This window comes from Sphaerisporangium sp. NPDC004334 (assembly GCF_053602655.1).
The window spans coordinates 117743-129971 of record NZ_JBSGDZ010000002.1 but is presented as its reverse complement, the minus strand read 5'-3'; the positions used below and the strand labels follow the sequence as shown (position 1 = coordinate 129971).

Here is a 12229-nt window from a genome sequence, read left to right as displayed (position 1 = left end):
ACCGACAGGAACCGGGGCGGGCGGGCGCGCCCCGAGGGCCGCTGACGAAGTGCTTACGTCATCGGTCCGAGCGATCCCCATCGCCTGCGCCCGCATAGGCTTGGGGCATGGAAAAGGTGGTCAAGAGCGAGGCCGATTGGCGCGTCCAGCTGTCCCCCGAGGAGTTCCGCGTGCTGCGCCAGGCGGGCACCGAGCGCCCGTGGACCGGCGAGTACGTCGACACCAAGGCCGAGGGGGTCTACTCCTGCCGCGCCTGCGGAGCCGAGCTGTTCCGTTCCGACACCAAGTTCGACTCGCACTGCGGGTGGCCGTCGTTCTTCGAGCCGTCGGAGTCCGAGGCCGTCACCCTGATCGAAGATCACTCTCTGGGCATGCCCCGGGTCGAGGTCCGCTGCGCCCGCTGTGACTCCCACCTCGGGCACGTCTTCCACGGCGAGGGGTACCCGACGCCCACCGACGACCGCTACTGCATCAACTCCGTGTCCCTGCGGCTGGTCCCCGCCGACTCCTGATCGATCGCCCGGCTCCCGCGACTCGTCCGATATGCCCGCATTCGTCACGGAAAGCCAGCGGAATGTCACCGTCAGCGAGTGGTCATGCCGCCGTGCGGGTAGACCCATCCCGGGCACACGCCTTCGCGCGGGCCCGGGTCGGGGTTCGTGCGGGAGCCGTGTGCACCTTCGTCACAGGTGGGAGACGATCGAGACCATCGGCCAGGTGGTCACACAGCGCTGCGCGGTCTGCGGCCGGACGCGCGTGCGGGTGCGGCGGCTTCCGCCTCCGGGCAGGGCGGACACCGCTCAGTCCGGAGCGGGATGGGTGAGCCGGCACGACTTGTCGCCCGCGCCGATGATGTTGGCCAGCACCGGGTTGCCGTTCTGACCGAACTCCGCCTGCACGAAGACCACGGGGTGCTCGTCCCCGACCTCCTGCACGAGGTACTCAAGCCCGCGCTTGCACAGGTCGATCGCCGGCTTGGAGTCGTGCGCCGACTCCGGCAGGTCGGTGTAGATGCGCAGGTACTTCCCGACGGTCCTGATGTCGGTGATGCGCTTGATCGCCTTGTCGTCCACCCAGCGCTGCTTGAAGTAGCTCACCGCCTTGGCGTCGGTGTGCTCGGAGGGACCCGACGCCGTCTTGGCCGGGTCGCGGGCCTTCTTGGCCTTGGCTCCGGCGGCCCTGGCCTGGGAGCCGCCACCGGACTCCACCGGCGCGGCGGGAGGCGCCGCCGCCACCCGCGGTGGGGGCGGCGCCAGGCCGGCGACGGCTTGGCCGCCGTCCGGCCGCAGGAACACCGCACCGACCGCCAGAGCCCCCACCGTGACGGCGGCCAACCCTAAGAAACCCTCGAGAACGCGCGCACGGCGGGCCTTGCGCCGCCGGTGCCCCCCTCGCCTGGACCGTGCCAGACTCTTGCCCCTGGTCACCCTCTGCCTCACTTCGACACGGGAATCCCCACGAGTATGCCAAAGATCGCATCCTCGCGGCGGTTGTTCCCCAAAAGTAACAGATGTGTCCTTTGAGGCTTGAGTGACAGATGTCGCGATTGTCCGGCTATGCAGGCTTAAGGGAGGGCGGTCAGCAGCTCTCCGACCGGCTTGCGGGTGCCGGTGTAGAAGGGCACCTCCAGGCGGGTGTGCCGCCGGGCGTCGGCGGCCCGCAGGGCGCGCATCAGGTCGACGATGCGGTGCAGCTCGTCGGCCTCGAAGGCGAGGATCCACTCGTAGTCGTTCAGCGCGAACGACGAGACGGTGTTGGCCCGCACGTCGGGGTACCCCCGGGCGAGCGCGCCGTGCTCGGCGAGCATCCTGCGGCGCTCGGCGTCCTCCAGCAGGTACCACTCCAGTGAGCGCACGAACGGGTAGACGCAGACGTAGCCGCGCGGCTCCTCCTCGGCCAGGAACGCCGGGATGTGCGACTTGTTGAACTCGGCGGGGCGATGCAGGGCCATCGCCGACCACACCGGCTCGCTGGCCCGGCCCAGGGACGTCCTGCGGAAACGCCCGTAGACCTCCTGGAGGTCCTCGGCGGTGGGCGCGTGCCACCAGAACATGTAGTCGGCGTCGGCGCGGAACCCGGCCACCTCGTAGGCGCCGCGGGTCACCACGTCCTTCTCGGCGGCCTGGGCGAACAGGGCCTCGACCTCGTGCGCCAGATCCTGCCGCTCGCCGGGCAGCTCCTCGCGCACCCGGAAGACCGACCACATGGTGTAGCGGATCACCTCGTTGAGATCGCGCGCCTTGGGCCGCGCCCGCTCCTCACTCACAAGTCCACGCTCGCTTCCGTCGTATGCTCTGACCGGCGCGGCACCTCAGCGGGTGCCGGCCGCCGGCTGGTCCTCACGCCATTCTCCCCCGCGCTCCTCCCGCAGGTGCGCGAGGATGCTCGCCGCGGCCGCGCGCGCGGAGGCGACGCAGGCGGGGATGCCCACCCCGTCGTAGGCCGCGCCGCACACGGCCAGGCCCGGCTGGACGGCCACGGCGGCGCGGATGCGCGCCACGCGGTCGAGGTGGCCCACCTCGTACTGCGGCAGTGCGCCGCCCCAGCGGGTCACCCGGGTGTCCAGCGGCAGTCCGCGAACGCCCATGACCTCGGCCATCTCGGTCATGGCCAGGGCGACCAGCTCGCCGTCGTCGCGCTGCAGGACGGCCTCCTCGCCCAGCCGGCCGATGGAGCAGCGCAGCACCAGCACGCCGGGGTCGGCCTCGGCCAGATGGGGCCACTTGACCGTGCTGAAGGTCACGGCCTTGACGGCCCGGCCCTCGACCGGCGGCACCAGGTAGCCGCTGCCGGAAGGCTGCTCGGGGAAGGCCGCGCGCGGATAGGCCAGGGTGACGATCGCCATGCTGGCGTACTCCACCCGCGACAGCTCGGCGGCGGCCTTGGGCACCTCGCCGGACAGCAGCCGGCCGGCCGCCGGCGCGGGCACCGCGAGGATCACCGCGTCGGCGTCGACGGTCTCGGGGGCGCGCGCCGGGCCGGTCACCAGGCGCCATCCGGCGCGCGTGCGGCTCAGCTCGCGCACCATGACGCCGGTGCGCACCTCGGCGCCGGACGCCGCGGCGACCGCCTCGGGCAGGCCGCCCATGCCGCCCCTCAGCGTCGTGAACACCGGGCCGGCGTCCTTGGGGGCCTTCTCGGCGATGGCGCGGGCCGCCTGGAGCAGGGAGCGCTCGGTGCGGGCCGCCGTGGCGACGGCGGGCATGGTGGCGTCCAGCGAGAGCATCTCGGCGCGCCCGGCGTAGACGCCGCCGAGCAGCGGCTCGACCAGGCGGTCGAGGACCTCCCCGCCCATGCGGGCCCGGATGTAGGCCGCCACCGAGACGTCGGAGGTGATCAGGGTCGCGGGCAGCACCTGGTCGAACGGCACCCGGACCAGGCCGCCGGGCGACAGGACCCCGGAGCGGGCCAGCTCGGCGAGGTCGGAGGGAACGCCCATGACCTGCCCCTTGGGCATCGGCCGCAGCGCTCCCCTGCTGTAGATGGACGCCCCGACGGAGGCGGGATGGACCAGATCGACGCCGGCGCCGGCCATGCGCGCCAGCTCCTTGCCCTCCGGACGCCGGGCCAGCATGGCCTCCGCGCCCTCGTCCACCGGGATGCCCGCGACCTGCGAGGCGTGCAGCTTGCCGCCGATGCGCGAGGCGCCTTCGAGCACGGTGACCGCCACGTCGCCGTCCTCCTGGCGGAGGTGCAAGGCCGCGGCCAGCCCCGCGATGCCCCCGCCGACGACCACGACGTGCCGCCGAGTAGGTTCCATGCCCCCAGACGTTACCCTCCGGCACCGCCGGTGCGGGCCGCGGCTCCGCCGGGCCCCTGGTGCAGACCGTGACGGCATTGTGACGCGGCACGTCAAACCCGCCGAGAGGCCGCGTCGTCAACCATGACATGAGCAGATTACGATGCCGCCCGGCCCTCGCGGCGGCCCTGGCGGCGGCGGCCTTCGCGCTGTCCGGCTGCGGGGGCTCGGGCTCCTTGTCGGACGCGGCCGGGGCACCGGCGGTCGCCCAGCGGGACCAAGGCGAGGCCGGCCAGGCCGGCGACTCCACGAAGGTGGCGCCGCAGAAGGCGGCCCCCACCCCCGACGCGCTCCAGGCCGGCCCGCGGGCGATCGTGTACACGGGCGAGATGACGGTGCGGGTGAAGGACGTCACCGCGGCCTCCGACACCGCCAAGAGGATCGTCGCCGACGCCGGGGGCCGGCTGGACGGCGAGCAGGCGGCCGCCCTGGCGCGCCAGGACACCTCGACCCTGGTGTTCAAGATCCCACCGGACCACTACGCGACGGTGACCGACCGGCTCGGCAGGGAACTGGGCACCCGCGTGTCGCTGCGCCTGTCCACCGAGGACGTCACCGAGGAGATCGCCGACGTCGGCAGCCGCGTGAAGTCGGCCGAGGCGGGCCTGGACCAGCTCCGCTCTCTGCTGAAGAAGGCGAAGAACGTCTCGGAGGTGCTCAAGGTCGAGCGGGAGATCTCCGGCCGCGAGGCCGACCTGGAAGCCCTGCAGGCGCGCCGGCGCAGCCTTGCCACGCGCGTGGCCGACGGCACGCTCACCGTGCACGTGGAGGGGCCGGTGCGCCGGGAGCCCGTGGTGTACCGGCCGAAGCCCCAGCCGCCGAACTTCTTCACCGGCCTGCGGTCGGGGTGGACGACGCTCAAGCAGACGGCGCGGGTCGGCCTCGCGGTCTTCGGAGCGCTGCTGCCGTGGCTGGCGGTGCTCGCCGTGCTGTGGGCGGCGTACGTCGGCGCCCGCCGGGGGATCAGGGCGCTGCGCCGGGGGCGCGGCGGCGATGACGGCCCCGGCGTGGCCGTCCCGCCCGCGCCCCACCCCGGCGCGCCGCCAGAGCACACCCTCCCGGGGAATCGGTCGCCCGAGTCCCAGGACCCCCCGAAGGCGCCGGAGACGCCCGGAGGTGGGGCCGAGCCGGCCGACCGCCCTGTATGGCCCTTCTCCGGCCCCGCCGGACAGGGACACCCTCCACACTCCGGCGAACCGGGCCGGCCTGAGTAGTTCCCCTGTGCCCCTGTGCCCCTGTGACCCCGTGACCCGCGAACGTGCACCGGTCGCCCGCCGCGCGACGGCGCCGGCTTCGCCGCCCTACGTCCCGGCGACCCGGCGCCGCGGAGGGTCCCCCAGGGCGGAAAGAGCACCGAAGGCCCGACCGGGGCGTCTGCGGGGCCGGGGCCTCATAGACGAGGCCGGCCGAGGTCTCGTGGGGGAAGCCGGGCGGCCGGGGCTCGGGGACGCGGTCAGCGGGTTGAGGCTTCGTGGACGAGGTCGGTGAGGCGGGCGAGTTGGTCGGGGTCGGTCGTGGGGAGCACGCCGTGGCCGAGGTTGAACACGTGGCCGGCCGCCGCCCGCCCCCGGGCGAGGATGTCGCGGGCGCGCCGCTCGACGACCTCGAAGGGGGCGAACAGGATGGCCGGGTCGAGGTTGCCCTGCAGGGCCTTGCCCTCGCCGACGCGGCGCGCGGCCTCGTCCAGGGGGACGCGCCAGTCGACGCCGACCACGTCCGCGCCGGCCTCGCCGAGCAACCCGAGCAGCTCTCCGGTGCCCACGCCGAAGTGGATGCGCGGCACGTCGAGGTCGGCCAGGCCGGCGAAGATGCGGCTGGTGTAGGGCAGGACGAACTCGCGGTAGTCGTCGGGGGCCACCGCGCCGACCCAGGAGTCGAACAGCTGGAGGGCCGAGGCGCCGGCGTCGGCCTGGACCCGCAGGTAGGCCAGCGTGATCTGGGTGAGGCGGTCCATGAGCGCGTGCCACAGCGCCGGCTCGCCGTACATCATGGCCTTGGTGTGGTCGTGGTTCTTGGACGGGCCGCCCTCGATGAGGTAGGACGCCAGCGTGAAGGGGGCTCCGGCGAAGCCGATGAGCGGCGTGGGGCCGAGCTCCTTGGTCAGCGCGCCGATGGCCTCGGCGACGTAGGGCACGTCGCCGGGCGACAGGTCGCGCAGCGCGGCGACCGCGGCGGCGTCCCTGATCGGGGCGGCGACGACGGGGCCGACGCCGGGCTGGATGTCCAGGTCGACGCCGATGGCCTTGAGCGGCACGACGATGTCGCTGAAGAAGATCGCCGCGTCCACGCCGTAGCGCCGCACGGGCTGCATCGTGATCTCCACGATGAGGTCGGGCGTGGCGCAGGCCGTGAGCATGGGCACATCGGCGCGCACGGCGCGGTACTCCGGCAGCGCGCGCCCCGCCTGACGCATGTACCAGACGGGCGTGTGCGGCACGGGCAGACCTCTGCACGCGCGGATGAACGGGGACTCGGCGGTCTCGGGATTCACCTGACCAGAGTGCCACGCCGGTCACGTGGTCGGCGCATCGCCTGGCCGGGGGAACAGGGGGGCCGCGCCGCGCGGAAGGGGGCCGGCGGCCGCCCGCAGGGGCCGCGCCGCGCGGAAGGGGACCGGCGGCCGCCCGCAGAGGCCGCGCGGCCGTCGGAGGCGGCGCCGGCGGGCCCGGCGGAAACAAGTCCGCCGCCTTCCTGGAGGTCGACGGCAAAGTTTGCCGCGAAAAAGTTACCTACCAGGCCGATGTCCGGTCATGGTGAACGACGTGGCGATCCGTACAATATGTCTGGTTCAGTAGGGGCAGTCTGCGGCCCGGACGGCCGCCGACCGCGCCAATCAGCGGCCAAGCGCAGGTACAGTACGTCTCACGCGAGGTTCGTGATCATGTCACGGCTAGTTCAAATGCTCCCCAAATCACCGCGCGGCGCTGATTCGGTGACCACTTTCGGGACACGCCGAGCGCGTTGCGGGGAAATGTCGCCGTGACGTGTCAACGTCGGACCAGCCCTCGAGTTCACGGACATGGCGCGCGCGGGGATGCGCCGGCCAGGCGGCGGCGCGCGCTCCTGTCCGTGCGAGCACTCGATCTTGGGACCCGACGAAAGGCCCGCGATGACCGCGATGTGGAGTTCCTCCGAGCACCGCACTGTGCATTGTGCGCTCCGTGCCGGCGAGCAGGGGTTCGAGGAGCAACCCCGCCACCACCTGCGCCACGGCCGGGTCTCCATGGAGCGTGGCGGCGCACCGGTGATGACAACTTGATCACCTTCGGTGTCCTCCGCGCATACCCCCCTGCTTCCGGCCCCGCCCGCTCCGTCCTACGCTGCCATCATGACCATCGGTGACGCGCCACCGGCCCCCGCCGCATTCCGGCGGGCGCTGGAAAGCCTGCGTCCCGCCGAGGTCAGGCCCGAAATCGAGCTGGAGGACATCCCCGCCCCCCAGCGGCTGGCCCCCTACTCCGGCGCGGTTGGCGCGTCGGTCTACCGCGACGACGACGAGCTCGCGGTCGGCCGGCTGATCATGCTGTTCGACCCCGACGGCCAGCGCGGGTGGGACGGCCCCTTCCGCCTGGTCGCCTACGTGCGCGCCGACATGGAGCCGGAGATCACCTCCGACCCGATGCTCGGCCCGGTGGCGTGGAGCTGGCTGACCGAGTCCCTGGACTCCCACCAGGCGCGGTACGCCGCCGCCGGCGGCACCGTCACGCGCGCGGTGTCGGAGGGCTTCGGCAACAAGGCCGACGACCCGGTCACCACCGAGCTGGAGCTGCGGGCCTCGTGGTCCCCCCTGGAGGAGGACCTGTCGGCCCACGTCGCCGCCTGGTGCGACCTCATCTGCCTCGCCGCGGGCATCCCACCCCTGCCACCTGACGTCGCGGCCCTGCAGCCGCGGACCGCGCGTCGCGAAGACCCGGAGTCCTTCAGGACGTGACCGACGAAGAGATCATCCCCGCATCCGAGATAGTGCCGCTTCTGGAGCCCCGCGAGGGAATCCCGCCGGTCATCGAGGACCCCGCCGCGCTCGCCGCGGCCGTCCAGGCGTTCGCCCAGGGCACCGGCCCGGTCGCCGTCGACGCCGAGCGCGCCTCCGGCTACCGCTACAGCGGCCGCGCCTACCTGGTCCAGCTGCGCCGCGCCGGGGCCGGCAGCGCGCTGATCGACCCCATCTCCTGCCCCGACCTGTCGCCGCTGGACGCCGCACTGGACGGCGCCGAGATCGTCCTGCACGCCGCCACGCAGGACCTCGCGTGCCTGGCCGAGCTGGGCCTGGTCCCCCGCAGGCTCTTCGACACCGAACTGGCCGGGCGGCTGCTCGGCTACGAGCGCGTCGGCCTCGGCACGATGGTGGAGAACGTCCTCGGCCTGCGCCTGGAGAAGGGCCACTCGGCGGCCGACTGGTCCCACCGCCCGCTGCCCGAGGACTGGCTGCGCTACGCCGTGCTGGACGTCGAGGTGCTCATCGAACTGCGGGACATGCTCTACGCGGAGCTGGAGAGCAGCGGCAAGCTGCCCTGGGCGCAGGAGGAGTTCGCCGCGATCCTCGCCGCTCCCCCGGCGCCGCCGCGCGTCGACCCGTGGCGGCGCACGTCGGGCATCCACCGGGTGCGCTCGCTGCGCGGCCTGGCGGTGGTGCGCGAGCTGTGGACGCTGCGCGACGAGCTCGCGCGGGAGGCCGACCTGGCCCCGGGCCGGGTGCTGCCCGACTCGGCCATCGTCACCGCCGCGCTCGAGCAGCCGCGCACGACCAAGGCGCTGACCGAGATCCCCCCGTTCACCGGGCGCAGCGCGCGGCGCCATCTGCGCGACTGGCTGAACGCCATCGGCCGGGCGCGCGTGCTGCCCGAGGCGGAGCTGCCGCAGCAGAGCGGCCCCGGCGACGGTCCGCCGCCCGCCAACCGGTGGGCCGACCGCGACCCCGCCGCGGCCAGGCGGCTGGCCGCCGCCCGCACGGCCATCACCGCGCTCGCCGACGCCAACCACATGCCCACGGAGAACCTCCTGCAGCCCGAGGCCGTGCGCCGTCTCACCTGGGAACCGCCGGACGACCTCGGCGACGACGCGGTGGCCGAGCGGCTGCGCCGGCTCGGCGCGCGCGAGTGGCAGATCGCCCTGACCGCCCACCCGCTGTCCAAGGCGCTGATCCGCCTGGCGGCCAAGGAGGACCTCGGCGGCTGAGCGCCGCCTCCGCAGGCCCGCCAGGGCGGCACCCGAGCAGGCGGGGTGTGCGCCGCCTCAGGGAGTGACCGGGGTGTGCGCCGCCGGGGCCGTGGTGGTCGCGGCCGTGCCCGGGGTGTCCAGCTTGCGGACGCTCTCGCGGAGCACGACCTGCCCGGCCACCGGCTCCACGCGGGGCGCGTCCTCGCTGGAGAGTGCGAGATCAAGGGCCATGGACCCCATGTGCGACAGCGGCAGCCGCACGGTGGTCAGCGAGGGGACCACGTCGCGCAGGGTGGGGATGTCGTCGAAGCCGGCCAGGGACAGCTCGCCGGGCACCTCGACGCCGCGCGCGCGGAAGGCGGCCAGCGCCCCCATCGCCATGACGTCGTTCACCGCGAACACGCAGGTGACCTCGGCGCCCATGTCCAGCAGCTCCTCGGCCGCGGCCTGCCCGCCGTCGCGGTCGAACCCGCCGTGCACGACGACGGGCGCGGGCAGGCCGAGCTCCGACAGCCCTTCGAGAAAGCCCAGCGTGCGGTCGGCGGCGGTGAACAGCCGCTTGGGGCCGGCCAGCACGGCGAACCGGCGGTGGCCCTGGCCGGCGATCGCGTGGGCCAGCTCGCGGGCGCCCTCGCGGTTGAGCGGGGCCACGGTGTCGGTGCCGAGGAGGTCCTGCCCGATCATGGCGACCCGGCCGCCGGAGGCGCGGTACACCTCCAGCTCGGCGCGCAGCCTGCCGAGCAGGTAGGCGTCGTCGACGCGGGACCCGGTGATCAGGACCGCGCGGGCCCGCTGGGCGTTCAGCGTGGCCACCAGGGCGATCTCGCGCTCGGGGTCGCGGTAGGTGGTGCCGAGGGTCACCACCATGTCGTGCAGGTCGGCCGAGCGGATGGCGCCGTCGGCGATGGCGGCGAAGTAAGGGTCGGTGAGGTCCTGGATGATCACACCCACGACGTTGCTGGCGCCCCGTGCCAGCGTCTGGGCGGCGGCGTCCACGCGGTAGCCGAGCTTGGCGGCCGAGGACTCGACCCTGACGCGCAGGGCCGCGCCGACCTGGCGGCTGCTGCCGTTGAGCACCCGCGACGCCGTGGCCAGTGACACCCCCGCGTGCCTGGCGACGTCCTCAAGCGTGATCATGGCGGTACTCCTCCTGCCTGCCGCCCCTCCCTCAATTGTGCGGCGCTTGGGGAGTGCCCGGTCACACGCTCCGCCGTCCTACCCGGCCATGCACTCCGCGACGTGGAGGAGCGGGTCCTGCCGGTACTGCCGGAACTCGGGCTCGCCCTGGTGCCGTTCGCGCCACCCGGCCACGGCTTCCTCACCCACAGCCGGACCGCATCGGCGGCGGGGCCGCCTTCCGGAGCGGAAGGCCCAGTAGGCGGTCGACCAGCGTGCCGACGTAGTCAGGCGTGAGTGCGCCCATCCCGAACAGGATGCGGATGTACATCGGGGCCAGGAGGTGGTCGAGGATGTCCAGCGTCTCAGGCGGGTGCTCGCCCCGTTCGCGGGCGCGGTCCAGCATGCCCTGGATCTGGCGGGCGCGCTCGGCCAGGAACTCGTCCCGCGCCTTGGCCCCGTTCTCGCCCGCCGTGGAAAGGGCGATGACCAGACGCAGCACCGCGAGCCCGTCGGGGCCGGTGACGTCGCGGGCCACGCCGGCGGCGTAGCTGCGCAGGTCCTGCTCCAGGCTGCCGGTGTCGGGGATGGGGGAGGTGGTGGTGAGCCAGGTGATCGCCACGTCCATGAGCAGCGCCTCCAGCGTGCCCCACCGGCGGTAGACGCTCGTGTCGGCCACGCCTGCGCGGGCGGCGATCTCTCCGACGGTGAAGTTGCCGTAGCCGCGCTCGGCGATGAGGGCGGTGACCGCCTGGTGCACCGCCGTACGGACGCGGGCGCTGCGCCCGCCGGGCCGCCTGGCTCGCTGCTGTTCCACCATGCGCCCAGCTTAACGCAGTCCGGACTTGCGTTTATGCGGATCTCTGCCCTACATTCCTTAACGCAGTCAACGCCTGCTTTTGGAGTGATCATGAAGCCGCTGTTCTTTCCTGACGACCACAGCTTCTGGTACGAGACCCTGCGCATCCTCGGCCACATCGCCTATGGCGGAGCCGACTTCGGCGAGGTGGCCGTCACCTGCGAGCGGATCGCCCCAGGCGACTACGAGAGCTGGTACGACGAGTGGCTGGCCACCGCCGACCGCGTGGCGGGCGAGGCTCGGTCCTCACTGACGGCGGGGCACCGCGTCAGCGCCCGCGACGCCTTCCTGCGTGCCTCGAACTACTACCGCGCCGCCGAGTTCTTCCTGCATGGCGACGCCGCCGACCCGCGCATCCGGCACGCCTACGACGCCTCGGTGGCCTGCTTCCGGGGCGCCGCGGCGCTCTTCACCCTGGCCGTCGAGCCGGTCGAGATCCCGTACGGGGACACCACCCTGCCCGGCTACCTGTACCGGGCCGACGGCACCGGCGCCGCCCGGCCCACCGTCGTGATGCACAACGGGTTCGACGGCACGGTGGAGGAGATGCACTTCTTTGGCGCCGCCGCGGCCGTCGAGCGCGGCTACACGGTGCTCGCCTTCGACGGGCCCGGGCAGCCGGGCACCCGCCATCACCAGGGCATGACGTTCCGCCCGGACTGGGAGAACGTGGTCGGCCTCGTCCTGGACCACGCCGTGACCCTGCCCGAGGTCGATCCCGCCCGCATCGCCCTGCTCGGCGTCAGCATGGGCGGCCTGCTCGCGCCCCGCGCCGCCGCCTTCGACCGGCGCGTCGCCGCCCTCATCGCGCTGGACGGCGTCTACGACCTGGGCGACATCACCACCTCGAGCATCCCCCTGCCGCGTCCCGAGGCCGAGCGCCGCCTGCGTGCGGAGCACGACCCGGAGCTCGACGCCATGATGCGGGCGGCCATGGCGTCCAGCCCCACGCTGCGCTGGGCCATCGAACACGGCATGTACTCCATGGGCGCCGCCAGCCCGCGCGCGTTCGGCGCCTCCTACCTGGACTACCACCTGCGCGACGGCATCGCCGAGAAGATCTCCTGCCCCACCCTGGTCTGCGCCGGAGCCGCCGACGGCTTCTTCGACGGCCAGCCCGAGCAGCTGTACGAGCACCTCACGTGCCGCAAGACGCTCATGACCTTCACCGAGGACGAGGGCGCGGACGCCCACTGCCAGTCCGGGGCCCAGCGCCTGGCCTTCGCCCGCCTCTACGACTGGCTCGACGACACCCTGACCGCCGGCGCTCCCGCCTGAATCCGCACCCCTGACCTCCG

Annotated in this window: 11 protein-coding genes; 5 read left to right on the top strand and 6 right to left on the bottom strand. The window is 73.4% G+C overall.

What is annotated here, in order from left to right; genetic code table 11:
- The first annotated feature begins 107 nt into the window (after positions 1 to 107).
- Entirely contained in the window at positions 108 to 512 is a 405-nt protein-coding gene (msrB, locus tag ACWEN6_RS02550; RefSeq protein ID WP_452568611.1) for a peptide-methionine (R)-S-oxide reductase MsrB, read from the top strand.
- 288 nt (positions 513 to 800) lie between these two features.
- Here msrB and ACWEN6_RS02545 read toward each other — a convergent pair whose 3' ends face one another.
- The 3 genes from ACWEN6_RS02545 to hemG form a co-directional block, all read right to left on the bottom strand.
- Entirely contained in the window at positions 801 to 1334 is a 534-nt protein-coding gene (locus ACWEN6_RS02545; RefSeq protein ID WP_380824277.1) for a hypothetical protein, read from the bottom strand.
- 230 nt (positions 1335 to 1564) lie between these two features.
- On the bottom strand, positions 1565 to 2206 hold the full coding sequence (gene hemQ / locus ACWEN6_RS02540) for a hydrogen peroxide-dependent heme synthase (RefSeq protein WP_452568791.1): 642 nt from the start codon (positions 2204 to 2206) through the stop codon (positions 1565 to 1567).
- A 105-nt stretch (positions 2207 to 2311) separates the two neighbouring features.
- Positions 2312 to 3760, bottom strand: a complete 1449-nt coding sequence (hemG, locus tag ACWEN6_RS02535; RefSeq protein ID WP_452568610.1) for a protoporphyrinogen oxidase — start codon at positions 3758 to 3760, stop codon at positions 2312 to 2314.
- A 128-nt stretch (positions 3761 to 3888) separates the two neighbouring features.
- Between hemG and ACWEN6_RS02530 the strand changes: the two genes are divergently transcribed.
- Positions 3889 to 5013 (top strand): DUF4349 domain-containing protein, encoded by a 1125-nt coding sequence (locus ACWEN6_RS02530; RefSeq protein WP_452568609.1) that lies wholly within the window; start codon positions 3889 to 3891, stop codon positions 5011 to 5013.
- Positions 5014 to 5252: 239 nt separating this feature from the next.
- On the opposite strand, the gene hemE is transcribed toward ACWEN6_RS02530, so the two are convergent.
- Positions 5253 to 6290 (bottom strand): uroporphyrinogen decarboxylase, encoded by a 1038-nt coding sequence (hemE, locus tag ACWEN6_RS02525; RefSeq protein ID WP_452568608.1) that lies wholly within the window; start codon positions 6288 to 6290, stop codon positions 5253 to 5255.
- An 837-nt stretch (positions 6291 to 7127) separates the two neighbouring features.
- Here hemE and ACWEN6_RS02520 point away from each other — a divergent pair.
- A complete protein-coding gene (locus ACWEN6_RS02520) occupies positions 7128 to 7730 on the top strand; it encodes a DUF3000 domain-containing protein (RefSeq protein WP_452568607.1) in 603 nt (200 codons plus the stop codon).
- Positions 7727 to 8974 (top strand): HRDC domain-containing protein, encoded by a 1248-nt coding sequence (locus ACWEN6_RS02515; protein WP_452568606.1) that lies wholly within the window; start codon positions 7727 to 7729, stop codon positions 8972 to 8974. Before ACWEN6_RS02520 ends, ACWEN6_RS02515 begins: the two co-directional genes overlap by 4 nt.
- A gap of 57 nt (positions 8975 to 9031) precedes the next feature.
- Here the strand turns inward: ACWEN6_RS02515 and ACWEN6_RS02510 are convergent, their stop codons facing one another.
- Positions 9032 to 10093 (bottom strand): LacI family DNA-binding transcriptional regulator, encoded by a 1062-nt coding sequence (locus ACWEN6_RS02510; RefSeq protein WP_452568605.1) that lies wholly within the window; start codon positions 10091 to 10093, stop codon positions 9032 to 9034.
- 181 nt (positions 10094 to 10274) lie between these two features.
- The gene (locus ACWEN6_RS02505; protein ID WP_452568604.1) at positions 10275 to 10892 is read right to left on the bottom strand and encodes a TetR/AcrR family transcriptional regulator; all 618 of its coding nucleotides are present in this window, start codon (positions 10890 to 10892) and stop codon (positions 10275 to 10277) included.
- A 90-nt stretch (positions 10893 to 10982) separates the two neighbouring features.
- Between ACWEN6_RS02505 and ACWEN6_RS02500 the strand changes: the two genes are divergently transcribed.
- Complete coding sequence (locus ACWEN6_RS02500) at positions 10983 to 12209, top strand: alpha/beta hydrolase family protein (protein WP_452568603.1); 1227 nt, start codon at positions 10983 to 10985, stop codon at positions 12207 to 12209.
- Positions 12210 to 12229: the final 20 nt, after the last annotated feature.